Genomic DNA, 18,780 nt, shown 5'->3' on the forward strand with positions numbered 1-18,780 from the left:
ACCAGGAGCCAGCGATGACTATCGAAGCAGAGACACTCGTACAACTGACCGCCGCGCTGCAGCAGCGCGGGATCGTTCTGGTATCGGATGTGAGGTTTACCCGGGCGCCTTACCGGATGAATCATTTGTGGACGTGTACTGTTGAATAAAGCGTTCTACCAGGGATATCGCAAGCCTTGGTGTGAGGCATCCGCCCGGTGCTTTTTCACTGCTGCAGTAAAAGAGATCGGCAGAGTGACTGATCAATTATCAATTAGAGATCTGATCTCACCATCGCTTGGAGAAATAAGTCATGACGCATCCAAGGGCTGTGGCTACGCCACCCTTGAATAACGCGTAGCCGGAGCCTTGACATGCAACGTACTGATATATCGCGCAGAACAGGAATAGCAGCGCGATTGAAAGTATGGAGATGGATATCCCCCATTGTATCTGGAGTCGACGTTTGTTGGTTCCTATCCACATGGTCAAACCATCCCTAGCCGTCCCGGCCTGTGCGGGAGTTGGTCTAGACCATAAGGGCTGAAGTGCCGGTCATCAAGTAGCTCGGACACTCGTCTTTAGATATCAGATGCCCCAGCAGTGTTTTGCGCGGCGCAAAAGAGTGTGAAATGCGTTCATCAAACGCTTTTTGCAGGAGTGAGCTTGCTTGCGAAAGACTCTAAATACCGCGGTTATCCGGGCTCCAGGCGTGATCGTTGACGTTTTTCGCGAGCAAGCTCGACGCTCCAACAGCATTACGACACTGGGTCGTACGTTTTGGGCGGACTATCCATCACGGGCTTGGGTGATCGGTGGATACCGAATTGGCGGCATCCACGTCGGTCATTTCTTCGTCGACAGGCGCCTCATCGTCAGTTGGAAGGGGGACCTCGGTTCCACTTCTTTTAGGATCATGGCCTGTCTCGTTGTCAGTGCCGCCCGACACGCCCTTCTGGGAAATATTGCCTGGGGCATTCTCGTCAATTTCCATGTTGGCTCTCCGTTCGCAATGCGCGGGAATTCCGCGCTTGTACATGAGAGAGAGCACATCGTTGCAAGTGCCCGGTTGTGGACGAACGGGGCGCGCAGCCTTTTCGAAGTAACCCGCTGTAAGAGCGGAACCGATAGAAGCCGTGACCTTAGAAATGAATATGTACACCTGAAGCCACCATCGCGAGCAAGCTTTGCTCCCACAGGTATTTCAATCGTACTTCCAGAGGTGTTCCAAGCCTGCTCCCACAGGTGATACAAGCCTGCTCCCGCAACCTCGCAAAATGCGGCTATCAACTTGCCGTTATCGGCTTTTTTGCCCCCACCTGCATCCCTACAGTAAGTACGACTTCAACGGCGACCCACCCTCGCCCCGTTCAGGAATCGTGCATGTCCAGCCTGCCTTTGCGTATCGAACGGATCGACCCGCTCACGCCCCATATCCGGCGCCTGATCCTGGTCGCCGATGCCAACCAACCTCTGCCCGAATTCACCCCCGGCGCGCATATCGAAGTGCAGATACCGGGCAGCAAGGCCATGTGGCGCGCTTATTCGCTGGTCAGCTTGCCGGGTAACCCGCACTACGAAATCGCTGTGCAGCTGGAAGACCAAAGCAGCGGCGGCTCGCGCTGGATGCACGGGGTGCAGGTCGGGCAGCAGTTGCAAGTACGGGCGCCAAACAATCATTTTCCGTTGGCCACCGACGCCAGTGATTACCTGCTGATCGCGGGTGGCATCGGCATCACGCCGATGCTCGGCATGGCCCGCGCACTCGCTGCCAGTCAACAGCCTTTCATCTTGCACTATGCCGGCCGGGACGCCTGCCGCATGGCGTACCTGCAGGAAGTCCAGGCACTCGAGGCCGCCCATTGCTGGATCAGCGGCGGTGACCCGGCCCGACGCCTGCCCCTGCCCCACCTCCTGAAATCCCACGCCCCTGGGCGCCACCTGTACGTCTGTGGTCCCAAGTCGCTGATCACCGCCGTGCTGCAAACGGCTCGCGAGCTGGGTTGGGACGAGCGTCAACTGCACAGCGAATTGTTCATCGGCAGCCTCGACACCCAGAGCCCAGGCGCTTTTGAAGTGGAGCTGCGCAGCAGTGGTGTGACGCTGCAAGTCCCCGCAGGACAAAGCGTGCTGGAGGCCATGATCGCCGCCGACCTGGACCCGATGTTCGATTGCCGTCGCGGTGACTGCGGAGTGTGCGTGGCCCAGGTTATCGACGGCGTCGCCGACCATCGCGACATCTGCCTGTCAGAGCGCGAACGGGCCGGGGGCAGCTTCTGTACCTGTGTATCGCGAGCGTCCAGCGCTCGATTGGTTCTCGATTTGTAAGAGCGTTGCGCCAAGGCGCCCACCCCTTCATGACGGCTAGAAAGGAGACACCATGATTCCCTCCAATGAACAAATCGCGGCCCTGGTACGCGACGACAGCGTGCACAAGAGCGTCTACACCGACCCTCAGCTGTTTGACCTGGAGATGCAGCGCATTTACGGCCAGGCGTGGATCTACGTTGGCCATGAGAGCCAGGTGAAAAACGTCGGCGACTATCACACCACCCGGGTGGGCGATCAGGACGTGATCCTGGTACGCGGCGCCGACAAAACCGTCAACGTGCTGTACAACCGCTGCCCGCACAAAGGCGCCAAACTGGTCGCCGAGGGCGACGGTAACGTAGGCAAGTTCTTCCGCTGCCCTTACCACGCCTGGACCTTCAAACTCGACGGGCAACACCTGTCGGCACCGCTGAAAAATGCCTTCGAAGGTACCTGTTTCAATCCGCAGCACGCGGATTTTTCCATGGTCAGCCTGGCGCGGGTCGACAGTTATCGCGGTTTCGTTTTTGCCAGCCAGATCGATCATGGCCCGGACTTGAAAGGTTTCCTCGGTGGCGTGATTACCTCCATCGACAACCTGTGCGACCGCTCCCCAGTGGGTGAAGTCGAAGTGGCCGGCGGTATTTTTCGGGTCATGCAGCGTTCCAACTGGAAGGTGTTCTACGAAAATCTGCACGACACCATGCACGCTCGCGTCACCCATGAATCTTCCGTGGATGCGGCCCGCAGCGAAGCCGAAACCCTGGGCGAAATGCCTTTCGAACTGCTGATCATGGACGGCAACGGCGAACCTTACGATTTCTGGGAAAAACTTGAGCTGCGCGCCTATCACAATGGCCACGGCTACATGGAAGCGATCTTCGATCCGGCCGCAGCCGAGCGCGACGAGGTGTCCAAGGCCCACTTCGAGTGCCTGAGCGCGGCTTACGGTGAGGAGCGCGCCCGGGGCATTCTGGGGATGAACCGGCACAACACCGTGATCTACGGCAGCGGCTCGCCCCACACGGTGTTCATGCAGTTTCGGGTGATCCGGCCGATGGCCGTCGATCGCACGCTGGTGGAGATCCAGACGTTCCGCTGCAAAGGCGCACCGGACGCGGTATTTGACCGGGCATTGACCTACGCCAATGTCATCAACTCGCCCTCCTCCAACGTCATGCCCGACGACGTGGAGGTCTATGCGCGCTGCCAGGAAGGCAACATGACCCGCGGCGGAGAGTGGATCAGCATGCATCGCTATGTCGGCACCGATCGGTTACTGCCCGACGGCGCGGTCTCGACCAATGGCACCAGCGAATTGCCCATGCGCAACCAATTTGCGGCCTGGAAGCACTACATGACCGCCACCCTGATTGCCAAGGAGAGCACCCATGCTGCTTGATCGCACTTTCGATGTCTCGACTCACAGCCTGATTCCGGCGCAGGTACCCAGCGAAACCCTGCGCGACATCGAGCAATTTCTGTACCGCGAAGCACGCCTGCTGGATGAGCGCCGTTTCTGGGAATGGGACCAGTTGTTTACCGATTCGGGCATGTATTGGGTGCCGCAAAAAAACGGGCAGGTCGATCCCTTCGAGCACATTTCGCTGTTCTGGGAAAACCGCATGCTCCGCGAGGTACGCATCCGCCGTGTGGAGAACGTGCGTAACTGGTCGCAGCAGCCGCCGACCCGCACCGCGCACCTGGTGGGCAACGTGATGATCGATGGGCTCGACAGTCAGGGCCTGCTGGTGGTGGGCGCGACGTTCCAGGTCAGCGAGTGGCGCCTCGACCAGCGCCAGTTGGCAGGACGCTATACCTACAAACTGGCGAGCCAGGACAACGGCGACTGGAAGATCCAGCTCAAGCGCGTTGACCTGATCAACTGCAACGACGTGTTCGCCAACCTGGAGGTGTTTGTCTGATGGCGCGCCCAACCGTCATTGCCCTGCACTACCAGAACGACGTCCTGCACCCCGACGGACTTATCCGCGTGGGGCTTGCGGCGCACGATCCGGCACGCGATGCGCTGCTGGATGCCGCCATCAGGCTGCAGCAAGGCGCTCGTGCACGCGGCTGGCCGATCATCCACGTACGCGTGGCGTATCGCCCCGACTATGCCGACCTGGTGCAGAACGCGCCGATCCTGCGCGCGGTGGCGGCCAGTGGTGCCGTGCAGGACGGCAGCTGGGGCGCGCAGTTCCATGACGCCTTGCAACCACTGCCAGGCCCGGACGAATTTATCGTCACCCATACCCGCATCAACGCGTTTTATGGCACGCCGCTGGATACGCTGCTGCGCCAACTCGACGCGCGGCAGTTGCTGATCGCGGGCGTCGCCACCCACTCGGTGGTCGAGAGCACGGTGCGGCACGCGGTCGATTGTGGTTTCGAGGTCACGGTTTTATCCGACGCCTGCGCCGCCGCGCACCCCGCTACCCATCTGGCAGCACTGGACAGCATGCGCCTGATCGCCACCGTCACCGACGTCGCAAGCACCCTGGAGTCAATGCCATGAAAACCGCTCCTGCCGCCAACCTGCAAGGTCAGGTGGCGATTGTCACCGGCAGTACACAGGGCCTGGGCACCGACATTGCCCGGCAACTTTTGCAGGCCGGCGCCAGCGTCATGCTGGTTGGGCGCAACCACGAAGTGGGCGCGGCACTCGCCAGCGAACTGGGTGCGCGCTGTCGTTTCGTCGCGTGCAATGTCGAGCTGGATGAGGACATCGATGCCTGTCTCGACCAGACCCTGGCCGCTTTCGGACGCCTCGACATGCTCGTCAACAACGCCTGCGTCTACGACGACCAGGGCTTGTTGTCTGATCGGGCGCAATGGCTGCACACCCTCAACATCAACCTGGTGTCCGCAGCGATCTTTGTGCAGAAAGCCGCGCCGCACATGGCGGAAGGTGGCACCGTCATCAACATCGGCAGCACCGGCGGCAAGTTCGGCGTGGCCGGGCGAGCGCTGTACCCGGCGTCCAAGGCCGGGCTGCTGCAACTGACCCGCAACCTGGCCGTGAGTCTGGCACCGGCATCGATTCGGGTGATCAGCGTCTCCCCGGCATGGACCTGGTCGCCCTCGGTGGCAAACATGAGTGGTGGCGACCTCGCGGTGGCCGACCGGGTCGGCGCCCACTTTCACCCGCTGGGCCGCGTGGGGCGCGGCGAGGAGATCGGCCAGGTGGTGGCGTTTTTGTGCAGCCAGGGAGCGTCGTGGATTACCGGCGCAGACATTCCGGTCGATGGCGGCTTCTCCATTCTCGGTCCTGACCAGGGTCTCTCGCCGCGCGCGTGGTTTGAGCGCTTGCGTGATCCCGCCTGAACAGCATCCATAAAAAACCTGATGATGAGCGAGGCAACAAAATGGGCAAGATGATCAGTGTGAACGCCGGCGACGGCAGCGGCAGTTTCGCCGCTTACCTGGCACTACCTTCCAGTGGCAAAGGCCCTGGGGTAGTGATCGGCCAGGAGATTTTCGGTATCAACGCCAACATGCGCGAAGTCGCCGATTTTTACGCCGAGGAAGGTTACGTCGCCTTGGTCCCGGACCTGTTCTGGCGCCTGGAACCGGGCGTTGAACTGGGCTACACCGAAGCCGATTTCGCCCGGGCGATCGAGCTGTTCCAGGGTCTGGATGTAGACAAGGCCGTGGCCGACATCGACGCCACCTTCAACGCCTTGCGCGCCATGCCCGAAGTCGAGGCCGGCGGTTTGGGCTACGTAGGGTTCTGCATGGGCGGCAAACTGGCGTATCTGACCGCGACGCGCACCGCTGCCGCTTGCTGCGTGGGTTACTACGGCATGGGCATTGAGCAGATGCTCGACGAAGCCGACAACATCAAAGGTCGCCTGGTGCTGCACTTCGCCGAACAGGACAGCTACTGCGACGCCGATGCCCGCACGCTGATCAGCCAGCGCCTGGGCGGCCACAACAACGTCGAGATCTACACCTACCCCGACGTCGACCATGCCTTCGCCCGCAACGGTGGCATGCACTACAACAAGCCAGCGGCGCTGATGGCCCATCAACGCAGCATCGCCGCACTCAAGCAAGCCATCGGTCCGAATTACAATTTGTCGCAGCTATGGGACAAACACATCGAGTTCGAATTTGCGGTCCGCGATGTTCCGGCGACCATGGCAACCATGGTGGCCGAGCCCTACGTCAATCACATTCCGACCATGACCGGTGGCGTGGGTTATCGCGAACTGAGCCGGTTCTACCAAAACCATTTTGTGCATGCCAACCCGCCAGATATGAAGCTGATACCGATCTCGCGCACGGTAGGCGCTTCGCAGATTGTCGACGAGTTTGTGATGTGTTTTACCCACACCAGTGAAATCGACTGGATGCTCCCCAATGTCGCGCCGACAGGTAAATACGTTGAGATTCCCATGCTGGGGGTCATCAAGTTCCGCGGCGACAAGCTGTGTCACGAGCATATTTACTGGGACCAGGCCAGTGTACTGGTGCAGATCGGGCTGCTTGACCCAGCAGGTTTGCCGGTGGCGGGGGTTGAGACGGCGAGGAAATTGCTGGATGAGCAGTTGCCGTCCAATACGCTGATGGGCAAATGGGCAGGTTGAGCTCCCTGTAGGAGCAAAGCCTGCCGGGCGACGTTTCGACGATGGACGACAACGATAACGCGTTCATCCTGGATAAACGCGGCGGCTTCAAATCCATCGCGAGCAAGCTCGCTCCTGCAGAGATCGGCGAAAAGGTCACGAGATTTGTGTTCGCTGCGGCTGATTATTTGCCGCAGCCAGTCTGATGCGGCAGCTCACCAAAGCGCTCCCTGTAATACCGGGCAAAGCGCCCCAGATGTGCAAAACCATGCTCCAGGGCAACAGCCGTAATGCTCAGATCGCGACCACCCAGCAGACGCTCGCGCACCGATTCAAGGCGTAAATTACGCAGCCGCTCCATCGGCGTCTGTCCATAACAGCGCTGGCACAGGGTATTGAGGCTGCGCACGCTCATGCCCGCTGCCGCCGCCAGTTCGCCCAGAGACAGCGCTTCACCTAGATGACTGCGCATCAAGCCTTCGATCTTGTGCAGCTGGCGCAGTGCCTGACGCTGCGCCGGCGACTCGATCACCGCCGGCTGCAAGGCGTCCACTTGCGGTGGGTGGGTCAGCAGGAACAGCGGCAGGCTTTCTTCCAGGTGGCGCAACCAGTGCGCATGCACCGGCGCGCCCTCGCTTGCCCCTAACTGTTCCAGCAGGTCATCGACCAGGCGCAACCACCCGCGAGCCTGGCCAGTGTCGAGTCGATAAGCTGCAGGCAAGACAAAATCAGGCGCCAGCCCGCCTTCGTCCACCAGCCGCTCCTGCATCAATCGCAGCAACGAACGCGGCACCTTGAGCAGCAGCTGCTCACAGCCGGTGTGCCAGACCAGACGCGCCTGGTGATTGGGCGAGAGGACTGCCACCTGGCCGGCCTCCAGGTCCAGCGCCAACCCGTCGCACTCAATACTGGCGCGCCCGCGCAACGGCATCTGCATCAATACAAAATCGGTAAAGGGCCGTGGTCGCACCTCAACCTCGGCGCCATAACGCAGGACAAACAATTGGCAACGCCCTACTTCAGCGCGAAAAAAAGCCGTGTCGACATTCCCGGTGCGCCAGCTCAAGTCGTGTTCGACCAGCTCACGAGCGAGCAGCCGATGACTTTCGTGGCGCGAGCGACTGGTAAACACCGGCGTGCGACACAACTTCGACAGATCGAGCCCGGCGCCAGGACTTGAAAGCGCAGCCATGCTCACAGCGACCGGCTACGGCGAGCTTCGTTACGTTGCAAGGTGGTGCTCGGCGTCTCATCGAACAGCTTGCGGTACTCGGTGGAGAACCGCCCGAGGTGGGTAAACCCCCAACCCATGGCGATGACCGAGATGTTGCGCGACGAATTATCCTCGAGGATTTCCTGGCGCACGGCGCCCAGCCGGTGCTTCTTCAGATACGCCATGGGTGACATGCCGAAGTACTTCCTGAACCCTTCGAACAGCTTGAACCTCGACACCCCGGAAATCGCCTCGATGTCCTCCAGGTGCAGCGCTTCGCGGGCGTTCTCGTGGATGTACTGCTTGGCCCGAATCAAGTAGTGCGGCAGCTTCACACCCAGCACATCGCGCAATTCTTCGGAGTAGTTGTTCGGTTGGGCGAGGATCAGGCCCTTGATCAGCGAACTTTCGATGTCGCGGGTGAAAAATGTCTGGTCGTACAGCTCGCGACTGCGCTCCAGTTCGCCGATAAAGTAGCGCGCCATGCGCCACCATGACGCGGAGGAGCCGTTGACGGCGTCCATCACCGGCTCGAAACGCAAAGGGGTTTCCAGAGGCCGCTGCAACATGTCCTCAAGGGATTTGCGCATGGCCGCGCGGGTGATCACCACCTGAATCTTGCGGCAATCGCCGTTGATCGCCAACTCCTGGTTTTCGTGGGGCGAAACGATGATTGCGCAGTCGCGATCGGAGGTCATCTCACAGCCGTTCTTGAGTAGATGCTGTTCGCCCACCAGGGGCAGGCTGAGGCTGTAGCTGTTGAGGTGCTCGGCGTCTTCGATGCCCACCGTCACGTCGGTGCCGTACTCGATCACGCCCAGGGTGGTCGACATCGACTTGAGCACATTGCCGCTGTGATGAAACTGAATGCGGTTGGGATGGCTGGTCTTGAGCAGGTGTGGCCCGCAGATTCCGGCCATCCACTGCCGCGCGCCATTGAGGTCATAGCGCTCGATACGAATGTCACGAACATGTACATCAGGACTTGTACTCATCACGGGGCACCCACGGCTGTTTTTTTGAACGCGCTCTAGCGGCACGCCTCTGCGGGAAGGAGCAATCTTCATGCCGCCAGACCGCCTGCGTGGCCGGCCCGAAATATGCGGATAACATTCGCCGAATAATCGGATAGGGACCGCTCAAGACCGCAAACATCCACCCGGCTGTCCACCCTTCCCGCCCCCTAAACACTGGAAAGACGCAGCAAAAAAGCGCACTTGACCACCGACTGCACGATAGTCAGGCACCAAGGGCAGGCGTGATTGGGTATTACCTGCCCAGATGAGCAGGCAGGTGTTACCCCCTGTAGGCGCGATCGCTTACCAGAATTTCCAGGTGTAGGTGGTGATCAGGCGGTTTTCGTCGAAGTCATTGGCGTGGCGGAACTTGACGTTGATATTGCGCAGCTCCACGCCCAGATTCTTCAACAGTCCGTCCTGAATCACATAGGACAGGTAAATATTGCGTTCCGACTCGCTGCTGTCACTCAGGGCACCACGATCAATGTCGGTGCCGCGCATATAACGCGTCATCAACTTCAAACCGGGCACACCCACGCCAGCGAAATCGAAGTCGTAGCGCGCCTGCCAGGATTTTTCGTTGGGTTTTATGAAAGCAATGGCCGACCAGTTCACCAGATACGGCTGGGGTGCATAACCGTTGAGGGTCGGGAACGGGCTGTCGCCGAGCATGCGCTGGTAACCCAGGCCGAACGCGTGGGCACCTTTGCGCAAGGTGGTCATGGCCCCGTAGGAGCGATTGTCGATGCGCCCGTACAGCGCGTCACCATCTTGCTTGTTGTTGAAGTAGCGCACATCGGTTTTCAGCCCGTAACCACTGCCCAGGTCGGCCAGATAGGTTCCGCCCAGGTAGTGCTGGCGGTAGATATCTTCCAGCTGCCCGTAGAAGTAGGTCCCGGTCAGCGCGGGAGTGAACGCATAGCTGGCACCGCCGAAGTTCAAGCCGTCGCTGCGGCGCTGGATGTCCGGGCCGTTGAACAGGTACATTTTCTCGCTGTTGGAGGATTCCCGGCCGCTGATTTCGGTGAAGCGGCCACCAGTCAGTGTCAGTTTATCCACCTCCCTGGACTCGATCAGGGTGCCGTGGTAAGTGGTGACCAGTTGCCGCGAATCGTCCATGTAGGCCACCGGCAGCGTTGGCCGATGCTCGCCGAATTTCAACTCGGTTTTCGAGTAGCGCACCTTGGCCGTGTAGCCGCCGCGCCCGTATTCGGTGGCCTGCTCCTGCTTGCTGACACTGTACGGAATAATGCTGTCAGGCCCCCTGCCGCCACCGCCGTCGAGTCGGTAGGCGTACTGCATGGAGGCGTCCAGGCCAAACTGCACCGGGCCCTCGGTGTAGCCCGAAATGAAGCGCAAATCGAAGCCCTGGGTCCAACTGCCAATGCGCGAGTTCTTCGGGTTTTCGCCCTTGTAGTCACGGTCGATATAAAAGTTTCGCAGGCCCAGGCCCAAATGGCTGTCTTCGACAAAGTCCGCCACGGCCATCATCGGCGTCATCATTCCGGCCAGGCTGGCGGTCTGCACGCAACGGGTAAACCAACTCGCTTGAAACATAACTTCTCCCCTCTCTTTTAATGTGCGAACACATCAAGTAGCGGCGCGACCAAAGTGATCACCCCAATCGTCGGCAGTCGTTTCTTTATTAAAATAGTCAGCATGAGTCGAATTATTAAAGATGCTCACCCGGCGCAAGCCCTGACACGCATCGGCCATGATTAGGCCGTATTAACGATTGACTCTCTATCCTGTTAATCCACGAGTCATATCCGTTTACTTCGATTTGGCAATCCAGCATCAATCCCGGGCCCTCCGCCACTGTGCGCCCTGGCAGGTCGCAGGCAGGCGGGCCAATTTTATGGCCTGCGTTTGCCGACAAAGCGGATAGACCCAGGCCCAGGCAACTTATTTAATGAAGGCACACACCACTTATTAAATGCGCGAATTAGCCCGATGCAACGAGGTATCGATTAATGAGCAGTGCAAAAAGCCTGGAACAATGGAAAAGCTTTATTGAGGGCTGCCTGGACTTCCGTCCGGCAGAGGGTATTTTCCGTATTGCCCGGGATATGTTTACCGAGCCGGATTTATTTGATCTGGAAATGCAGCTGATCTTCGAAAAGAACTGGATCTACGCCTGCCATGAAAGTGAAATCGCCAACAAACACGATTTCATGACGATGCGCGCCGGGCGCCAGCCGATGATCATCACCCGCGACGGCGACGGCCAGCTCAATGCACTGATCAACGCCTGCCAACACCGCGGCACCACCCTGACGCGGGTCGGCAAGGGCAACCAGTCGACCTTCACCTGCCCGTTCCACGCCTGGTGCTACAAAAGCGATGGTCGCCTGGTCAAGGTCAAGGCGCCCGGTGAATACCCGGAAGGTTTTGACAAGGCCACCCGTGGCCTGAAAAAAGCCCGTATCGAAAGCTACAAGGGGTTCGTGTTCATCAGTCTCGACGTCGATGGCAGCGACAGCCTTGAGGACTTCCTCGGCGACGCCAAGGTGTTCTTCGACATGATGGTCGCGCAGTCGCCCACCGGTGAGCTCGAAGTGCTGCCAGGCAAGTCGGCCTACACCTACGACGGCAACTGGAAACTGCAGAATGAAAACGGGCTGGATGGTTATCACGTCAGCACCGTGCACTACAACTACGTGGCCACCGTGCAACACCGCCAGCAGGTCAACAGCGAGAAAGGCCTGGCCGGCGCCGACACCCTGGACTACAGCAAGCTTGGCGCGGGCGACAAGGAAACCGACGACGGCTGGTTTGCTTTCCACAACGGTCACAGCCTGCTGTTCAGCGACATGCCAAACCCGGCGGTGCGCCCCGGTTACGCGACGATCATGCCGCGCCTGCTCCAGGAGCACGGCCAGGGCAAGGCCGAATGGATGATGCACCGGCTGCGCAACCTGAACATCTACCCAAGCATGTTCTTTCTCGACCAGATCAGTTCGCAGCTGCGGATCATCCGCCCGATCGCCTGGAACAAGACCGAGATCAACAGCTTCTGCCTCGGTGTAGTCGGCGAATCGGATGCGGATCGGGAAAACCGCATCCGTCAGTTCGAAGACTTCTTCAACGTCTCCGGCATGGGCACCCCCGATGACCTGGTGGAATTTCGCGAAGCGCAGCGCGGCTTCCAGGCTCGCCTTGAGCGCTGGAGCGATATCTCCCGCGGCACTGGCAAATGGGTCGAGGGCGCGACGCCCAACAGTGAAACCATCGGCATCTCACCGGCGCTGACCGGCACCGAGTTCACCCACGAGGGCCTGTACGTCAATCAGCACGGTAACTGGCAGCGTTTCATGCTCGAAGGCCTGGCGCGCCTGGCCGCTGAAGAGCAACCGTTGAAACTGCGTGAGGTGTGAACATGAATTCGCAACTGCAATACCGCATCGAGCAATTTTTCTATCGCAACGCCGAAGCCTGCGACGCCCAGGATTGGGATACCTACCTGTCGATGTTCAGCGACGACAGCGAGTTTCACCTGCCGCAGTGGGACTCGGAGCACGTCTACACCACCGACCCGAAAAGAAGCATGTCGCTGATCTACTACCCCAACCGGGGCGGACTGGAAGACCGGGTGTTCCGCATTCGCACCGGCAAGGCGGCATCGACCATCCCGATGCCGCGAACCCTGCACCTGATCAGCAACGTGCGCATCGCGCCGCTGGACAACGACCAGCTGGAGGTGCGGGTCAACTGGCACACCCTCTACTACCGGCTGCAAACCGCCGAGCAGTTTTTCGGACGCGCGACCTACCACCTGCGGCCCGACGGCGACAGCTGGAAGATCACCCGCAAGCATGCGCTGCTGCTCAACGACACCATCAATTCGGTGCTCGATTTCTATCACCTCTGACTGGCGGAAGTCTGGATCATGAGTCACAAGGTCGCATTCAGTTTTGCCGACGGGAAAACCCTGTTCTTCCCGGTTCAGAACAACGAAATCCTGCTCGATGCGGCGCTGCGCAACGGCATCAACATTCCGCTGGACTGCCGGGAAGGTGTGTGCGGCACGTGCCAGGGGCGCTGCGAGTCGGGCCTGTACAGCCAGGACTATGTCGACGATGAAGCACTGTCGGCGCAAGACCTGGACCAACGCAAGATGCTCACCTGCCAGACGCGGGTCCAGTCCGATGCAGCGTTCTATTTCGACTTCGCATCGAGTCTGTGCAATGCAGCGGGGCCGGATCGGCTCAAGGGCATCGTACGGGCTGTCGAGCAGGTCTCGCCGAACACCGCGATCCTGCATCTGGATGCCGGCGCCGATGGTCAACAACTGGACTTCCTGCCCGGCCAGTACGCCCGGCTGCAAGTGCCGGGCACCGACGGCAAGCGCTCCTATTCGTTCGCCAACCGCCCCAATAGCAGCAACCAGTTGCAGTTCCTGATCCGGCTGCTGCCTGACGGACTGATGAGCAATTACATTCGCGAGCGCAGCCTGATCGGCGACGAGATCATGCTCGAAGCGCCCCTTGGCGCTTTCTACCTGCGCCATGTCGACAAGCCTCTGGTGTTGGTCGCCGGTGGCACCGGGCTCTCGGCGTTCCTGGGCATGCTCGACGAGATCGCCGAGCGTGGCGGGTGCGGGCATCCGGTGCACCTGTACTACGGCGTGCGCAATGCGGCGGACCTTTGCGAAACCACGCGCATCGCGGCCTATGCCGAACGCATACCGGGCTTTCGCTTCACCCCGGTCATCAGCGATCCGGCCCCGGACTGGAGCGGCAAGCGCGGGTACATCACCGAGCATTTCGACCTGGCCGAATTTCGCGACCAGGACCTGGACATGTACCTCTGCGGACCGCCGCCGATGGTCGAATCCATCAAGCAATGGCTGGCCGGCCAGGGCCTGGACCAGACCCGCCTGTACTACGAGAAGTTTACCGAGAGCAACACCTGACACTGGAAGCCGCAGCCACAAGAAATCTCCAGGCACTCGCACATTTTTACTGCCCTCCACTAACAACTACGTCTCGCGCGACGCGGACTTCACTAAAGGCGGCATTATGAAAAAACTACTCGTGGGTACATTGCTGGCAGCCAGCTGCGTAGCCAGTCTGCTGGCCCAGGCCCAGGACCCGGTGCGCATCGGTTTTATCACCACCCTCTCGACCCCCGCCGGTTATCTGGGCGAAGACTCCCGCGACGGTTTCCAGCTGGCAATCGATCAGGAAAACGGCAAGCTGGGCGGTGTGCCTGTGAGCTTGCTGGTCGAGGACGACGGACTGCAACCGGCTCGCGCCAAGCAGATCATCGACCGTATGAGCCTGGACGGCGTTTCGCTGTACACCGGGGTGATCTTTTCCAATGTGCTGGCGGCGGTGGTCAACACCGCGACCAAGGACGGCTTCTACATCAGCAACAACACCGGCCCGTCGAGCCTGGCGGGCAAACAGTGCAAACCCAACTACTTCGTCGCCTCGTACCAGAACGACACCATCCATGAAATGGCCGGGGTGGCGGCCAATGACCTGGGCTACAAGAAGATGGTGATCCTCGCCCCCAACTACCAGGGTGGGCGCGATGCACTGGAGGGCTTCAAGCGCACTTACAAGGGTGAAGTCACCGAGATCTACACCAAGCTCAACCAACTGGATTTCTCGGTCGAACTGGCCCGGGTACGTTCCCTGGCACCGGATGCGATTTTCGAATTCCATCCTGGCGGTGCCGGCATCAACTTTGCCAAGCAATACGGCAGCTCTGGCCTGGGTAAAACCATCCCGATGGTGGTGCCCGTGTTCTCCATGGACGAGCGCATGCTCGCCGCCACTGGCGATGTCGCCAAGGGCATGAACATCGTGAGCTTGTGGAACCCGGGCTCGGATAACCCGGCCAACCAGGCCTTCGTCAAGGCATTCACGGAGAAGTACAACCGGGTGCCGACCGTGTATGCGGCCCAGACCTACGACACGGCACGGCTGATCGGGGCTGCATTGAAGACGGTGGATGGCAACGTCAAGGACGCTGCGGCGTTTCGCAATGCCCTGCGCAACGTCAAGTTCGACTCGATCCGTGGCGACTTTGCCTTCGGCAAGAACCAGCATGCGGTCATCGACTGGTATCTGCTGCGGGTAGAGGCCGATGACAGCGGCAAGCTGGTCCAGGTGCCGGTGCAGACCATCGCCAAATCCCAGGTGGACAGTTTTGCGGCTGAATGCGCCCTGTAATACCCGATCCTGTGGCCAGTCAGGTTGCTGTGGCGAGTGGGCTCGCCACGGGGCTGCGCAGGCTCAAGTCATCAGCATTTCGGCACTTTTCGTAGGATTCCCCATGCTGTTACTCGAACAAATACTGAACGGCCTGCAATACAGCGCCCTGCTGTTTTTGCTCGCATCGGGCCTGACCCTGATCTTTGGCATCATGGGCGTGATCAACCTGGCCCACGGGGCCTTCTACATGGTCGGGGCCTTTTGCGCCGCCTATACCGCGTCGGCCAGCGGCTCGTTCTGGCTCGCCGGCCTGGCGGCGATCGTCGGCTCTGCACTGTACGGGCTGCTGATCGAAACCAGCATCATGCGCAGGCTCTACAACCGCGACCATCTCGATCAGGTGCTCGCGACCCTGGCCGTGGTGTTCTTCACCAACGAGCTGATCACCGTACTGTTCGGTCGCAGCCCGCCGGCGATGCCGACTCCCGAGTGGTACGGCAATTTCGTCGAAGTACTGCCCGGCCTGATGTACCCGGTCAGTCGCCTGCTGTTCATCGCGGCCGGAGCCCTGGTGGCGATCGCCATGTGGTTGCTGATCAACCATACCCGCCTGGGCATGCTGATCCGCGCCGGGGCCGATGATCACGAGATGGTCGGCGCATTGGGCGTGAACATCGCCCGCCTCTACACCCTGGTGTTCGTCTTTGGCTGCGTGCTGTGCGGCCTTGCCGGCTTCATGGCGGCACCGTTGCTGTCGGTGGAAATCGGCATGGGCGAGAAAGTCCTGATCACCACTTTCGTGGTAATTGTCGTCGGTGGCGTCGGCTCGGTGCGCGGCGCCCTCGCCGGTGCGCTGCTGATCGGCATGGTGGACGGTCTCGGCCGGGCTTATATCCCGCAACTGCTCGACCAACTGCTGCCTGCCGAAGTCAGCGGCACCTTGAGTGGCGGGCTGATTTCCGCCAGCGCCTACATCGTCATGGCCGTCGTCTTGCTGGTCCGTCCGCGCGGCCTGCTACCGGCCCGTGCCTGAGGAGAACACCATGTCCCGTCGAGTGCTTATCGATCTGCTGTGCCTGGCGACATTTGCCCTGCTGCCGTTACTCGCCTCCCTGTTGCACGAACCCTTTCTGGTCAGCCTGTTCACCCGCCTGGCGATCTACGGTATGGCGGCCGCCAGCCTCGACCTGCTGATCGGCTACGGCGCGATGATCAGCTTCGGTCATGCGGCATTCTTCGGCCTGGGTGGCTACGTGGTCGGCGTCATCGGCTTTCATACGTCCCAGGCCATGCCGTTGTGGGGTTGGGAAGGTTCCAGCAGCGCGCTGATCGTCTGGCCGCTGTCACTGCTGGTCTGCGCGTTATTTGCCCTGGTGGTGGGTTATCTGTCCCTGCGCACCAGCGGTGTGCAGTTCATCATGATTACCCTCGCTTTCGGCCAGATGCTGTATTTCGTCCTCGGTTCGCTGTCGCTGTATGGTGGCGATGACGGCATCCTGCTCAGCGAACGCAATACCCTGCCAGGCCTGGACCTGGATAACCCGGTGCAGTTCTACTACCTGTGCCTGGGGCTGCTGGTGGCCTGGTTGCTGTTCTGTCGGCGACTGGTGAGATCGCGGTTCGGTTACGTGCTGCGAGGGCTCAAGCAAAGCGAGCGACGCAGCATCAGCCTGGGCCTGCACCCGCTGCGCTATCGACTGACGGCATTCGTCATCGCCGGAGTCGGTGGTGGCCTGGCCGGTATTCTGTGGGCCAACTACGCGATGTTCGTAAGCCCGGACATGGGTGCCTGGCACAAGTCCGGTGAATTGATGGCGATGGTTATTCTTGGCGGTGTTGGCACCTTGCTCGGGCCGGTACTTGGCGCCGCGGTGTACCTGGGTCTGGAGCAGGTATTGAGCCTGTGGACCGAACACTGGCTACTGATCTTCGGTCCCTTGCTGCTGGTGGTCGTGCTGTTTGGTAAAAAAGGCCTGTACGGCTTACTTCTCAGCCCGCTCCCCCGTTGGCGCAAATCACCCGCTGCCCCCGCCATCGTCAATAGCGAGGTGCGCCCATGAACCCGCTACTGTCGATCCAGGACCTGGAAAAATCCTTTGGTGCGGTCAAGGCCACCAACGGTGCGAGTTTCGATATCGCGCCGGGTGAACTGCACGCCATCATCGGGCCCAATGGCGCCGGGAAATCCACGCTGATTTCGCAGATCGCCGGGGAGATTCGCCCGGACCAAGGGCGAATCTTCCTCAACGGCCAGGACATTACCGCGGTGCCTGCGCACCTGCGCCCTCGCCTCGGCCTGGCGAGAGCCTTTCAGGTGAGCCAGCTGTACCCGGACTTCACCCTGCTGGAAAACGTGGCCGTGGCGATTGCCGCGCGGGATGGCCAGACCTTCGGCATGTGGAAGCCGCTGGGCTGCGATAACCGCCTGCTGGAACCGGCCGCGGACTACCTGCACCGTGTAGGCCTGGCCGCACGCGGGCAGGCACTGGTCAGCGAGTTGTCCCATGGCGAACGGCGACAACTGGAAATCGCCCTGGCCCTGGCCCAGGAAGCCTCAGTGCTGTTGCTCGATGAGCCCATGGCAGGCATGGGGGCTGAGGAATCGGCGCGCATGACGCAGCTGCTGCTCGAGCTAAAGGGCAGATACGCGATCCTGCTGGTCGAGCACGACATGGACGCCGTATTCGCCCTGGCTGACCGCATTACCGTGTTGGTTTATGGCCAGACCATCCTGACCGGCAGCGTCGAGCAGGTTCGCAACGACCCGCAAGTACGCGCCGCCTACCTGGGAGAAGAACATGCTTGAAGTCAGTGGATTGCAGGCAGGCTATGGCCTGAGCCAGGTGCTGTTCGATATGCACCTGAAGATCGAACAAGGCCAGGTGGTGTCGCTGATCGGGCGCAACGGCATGGGCAAGACCACTACGGTCAAGTCGATCATGGGCCTGCTCAAACCGACCGCCGGGAGCATCCTGATTCACGGTCGGGAAATGCGCGGCGCACCACCCTACCGCATCGCCCAGGCCGGCTTGGGCCTGGTGCCGGAAGGCCGGCGCGGGTTTGGCAGCCTGAGCGTACGGGAAAACCTCCTGGCCACCGCAACCCGCGGAAAATGGGACCTGGCACGGATCTACGCGCTGTTTCCGCGCCTGCAGGAGCGCCAGGATCAGTTGTCGAAGACGCTTTCGGGTGGCGAGCAGCAGATGATGGTGGTTGCCCGCGCCTTGCTGACCAATCCGCAACTGCTGATCCTCGACGAGGCCACCGAAGGCCTGGCACCGATCATTCGCGAAACCATCTGGAGCTGCCTGGCGAGTTTGAAGGCCGAGGGGGAGACGATTCTGGTGATTGACAAGAACCTCAAGGAAATGGCGCGAGTGGTCGACTGCCATCACATTATCGAAAAGGGCCGTCAGGTGTGGAGCGGGACGCCGGGGCAATTGGCTGACACGCCGGAGTTATCCCGGCGTTACCTGGGGGTTTGAAAAGACCAAAAGCCGAAGGCGACACCTGTGGGAGCAAAG

General features: G+C 60.5%; 20 protein-coding genes. 16 read left to right on the forward strand and 4 right to left on the reverse strand.

The window, feature by feature from the left end; translation table 11 throughout:
• Nucleotides 1–14 precede the first annotated feature (14 nt).
• Nucleotides 15–149 carry a hypothetical protein gene (locus EQV97_RS28895; protein WP_274610205.1) on the forward strand — a complete coding sequence of 45 codons (135 nt, stop codon included), beginning with the start codon at nucleotides 15–17 and terminating at the stop codon, nucleotides 147–149.
• A gap of 626 nt (nucleotides 150–775) precedes the next feature.
• Here EQV97_RS28895 and EQV97_RS21645 read toward each other — a convergent pair.
• Nucleotides 776–973, reverse strand: coding sequence for a hypothetical protein (locus tag EQV97_RS21645; RefSeq protein ID WP_240889826.1), 198 nt, complete (start codon nucleotides 971–973; stop codon nucleotides 776–778).
• Nucleotides 974–1,362: 389 nt separating this feature from the next.
• On the opposite strand from EQV97_RS21645, the gene EQV97_RS21650 reads away from it, so the two are divergent.
• Genes EQV97_RS21650 through EQV97_RS21680 form a run of 7 tightly spaced genes read left to right on the forward strand, consistent with a single transcriptional unit; the run spans nucleotide 1,363 to nucleotide 7,066 of the window.
• Nucleotides 1,363–2,307 carry a PDR/VanB family oxidoreductase gene (locus tag EQV97_RS21650; RefSeq protein ID WP_240889830.1) on the forward strand — a complete coding sequence of 315 codons (945 nt, stop codon included), beginning with the start codon at nucleotides 1,363–1,365 and terminating at the stop codon, nucleotides 2,305–2,307.
• A 52-nt stretch (nucleotides 2,308–2,359) separates the two neighbouring features.
• On the forward strand, nucleotides 2,360–3,691 hold the full coding sequence (locus tag EQV97_RS21655; RefSeq protein WP_122838410.1) for an aromatic ring-hydroxylating dioxygenase subunit alpha: 1,332 nt from the start codon (nucleotides 2,360–2,362) through the stop codon (nucleotides 3,689–3,691).
• Nucleotides 3,681–4,214 (forward strand): aromatic-ring-hydroxylating dioxygenase subunit beta, encoded by a 534-nt coding sequence (locus tag EQV97_RS21660; protein ID WP_122838409.1) that lies wholly within the window; start codon nucleotides 3,681–3,683, stop codon nucleotides 4,212–4,214. Before EQV97_RS21655 ends, EQV97_RS21660 begins: the two co-directional genes overlap by 11 nt.
• Complete coding sequence (locus EQV97_RS21665; RefSeq protein ID WP_122838408.1) at nucleotides 4,214–4,807, forward strand: isochorismatase family cysteine hydrolase; 594 nt, start codon at nucleotides 4,214–4,216, stop codon at nucleotides 4,805–4,807. The genes EQV97_RS21660 and EQV97_RS21665 overlap by 1 nt, the downstream gene beginning before the upstream one ends.
• Nucleotides 4,804–5,616, forward strand: coding sequence for an SDR family oxidoreductase (locus tag EQV97_RS21670; RefSeq protein ID WP_240889833.1), 813 nt, complete (start codon nucleotides 4,804–4,806; stop codon nucleotides 5,614–5,616). The genes EQV97_RS21665 and EQV97_RS21670 overlap by 4 nt, the downstream gene beginning before the upstream one ends.
• Before the next feature lie 41 nt (nucleotides 5,617–5,657).
• Entirely contained in the window at nucleotides 5,658–6,881 is a 1,224-nt protein-coding gene (locus EQV97_RS21675) for a dienelactone hydrolase family protein (protein ID WP_240889860.1), read from the forward strand.
• A 41-nt stretch (nucleotides 6,882–6,922) separates the two neighbouring features.
• Entirely contained in the window at nucleotides 6,923–7,066 is a 144-nt protein-coding gene (locus EQV97_RS21680) for a hypothetical protein (protein WP_240889863.1), read from the forward strand.
• Here the strand turns inward: EQV97_RS21680 and EQV97_RS21685 are convergent.
• The 3 genes from EQV97_RS21685 to EQV97_RS21695 form a co-directional block, all read right to left on the reverse strand.
• Nucleotides 7,045–8,052 carry an AraC family transcriptional regulator gene (locus EQV97_RS21685; RefSeq protein ID WP_122838405.1) on the reverse strand — a complete coding sequence of 336 codons (1,008 nt, stop codon included), beginning with the start codon at nucleotides 8,050–8,052 and terminating at the stop codon, nucleotides 7,045–7,047. The genes EQV97_RS21680 and EQV97_RS21685 overlap by 22 nt on opposite strands.
• 2 nt (nucleotides 8,053–8,054) lie before the next feature.
• Nucleotides 8,055–9,068 (reverse strand): AraC family transcriptional regulator, encoded by a 1,014-nt coding sequence (locus EQV97_RS21690; RefSeq protein WP_201148882.1) that lies wholly within the window; start codon nucleotides 9,066–9,068, stop codon nucleotides 8,055–8,057.
• 324 nt (nucleotides 9,069–9,392) lie between these two features.
• Nucleotides 9,393–10,649, reverse strand: coding sequence for an OprD family porin (locus tag EQV97_RS21695; protein WP_240889865.1), 1,257 nt, complete (start codon nucleotides 10,647–10,649; stop codon nucleotides 9,393–9,395).
• Between the two features lie 416 nt (nucleotides 10,650–11,065).
• Between EQV97_RS21695 and antA the strand changes: the two genes are divergently transcribed.
• The 8 genes from antA to EQV97_RS21735 all read left to right on the forward strand — a co-directional run bounded on the left by antA (nucleotide 11,066) and on the right by EQV97_RS21735 (nucleotide 18,741).
• Entirely contained in the window at nucleotides 11,066–12,469 is a 1,404-nt protein-coding gene (gene antA / locus EQV97_RS21700) for an anthranilate 1,2-dioxygenase large subunit (RefSeq protein ID WP_240889874.1), read from the forward strand.
• Nucleotides 12,470–12,471: 2 nt separating this feature from the next.
• Nucleotides 12,472–12,963, forward strand: a complete 492-nt coding sequence (antB, locus tag EQV97_RS21705) for an anthranilate 1,2-dioxygenase small subunit (protein WP_122838402.1) — start codon at nucleotides 12,472–12,474, stop codon at nucleotides 12,961–12,963.
• An 18-nt stretch (nucleotides 12,964–12,981) separates the two neighbouring features.
• Entirely contained in the window at nucleotides 12,982–14,007 is a 1,026-nt protein-coding gene (gene antC, locus EQV97_RS21710) for an anthranilate 1,2-dioxygenase electron transfer component AntC (RefSeq protein ID WP_240889876.1), read from the forward strand.
• A 106-nt stretch (nucleotides 14,008–14,113) separates the two neighbouring features.
• Entirely contained in the window at nucleotides 14,114–15,274 is a 1,161-nt protein-coding gene (locus tag EQV97_RS21715; RefSeq protein WP_240889879.1) for an ABC transporter substrate-binding protein, read from the forward strand.
• A gap of 103 nt (nucleotides 15,275–15,377) precedes the next feature.
• A complete protein-coding gene (locus EQV97_RS21720) occupies nucleotides 15,378–16,289 on the forward strand; it encodes a branched-chain amino acid ABC transporter permease (RefSeq protein ID WP_122838399.1) in 912 nt (303 codons plus the stop codon).
• A gap of 10 nt (nucleotides 16,290–16,299) precedes the next feature.
• Nucleotides 16,300–17,316 (forward strand): branched-chain amino acid ABC transporter permease, encoded by a 1,017-nt coding sequence (locus tag EQV97_RS21725; protein WP_240889882.1) that lies wholly within the window; start codon nucleotides 16,300–16,302, stop codon nucleotides 17,314–17,316.
• A complete protein-coding gene (locus EQV97_RS21730; protein WP_122838397.1) occupies nucleotides 17,313–18,062 on the forward strand; it encodes an ABC transporter ATP-binding protein in 750 nt (249 codons plus the stop codon). Before EQV97_RS21725 ends, EQV97_RS21730 begins: the two co-directional genes overlap by 4 nt.
• Entirely contained in the window at nucleotides 18,055–18,741 is a 687-nt protein-coding gene (locus EQV97_RS21735) for an ABC transporter ATP-binding protein (protein WP_240889886.1), read from the forward strand. Before EQV97_RS21730 ends, EQV97_RS21735 begins: the two co-directional genes overlap by 8 nt.
• Nucleotides 18,742–18,780 lie beyond the last annotated feature (39 nt).

This window comes from Pseudomonas sp. TMW22090 (assembly GCF_022496665.1).
Classification (GTDB): domain Bacteria; phylum Pseudomonadota; class Gammaproteobacteria; order Pseudomonadales; family Pseudomonadaceae; genus Aquipseudomonas; species Aquipseudomonas gregormendelii.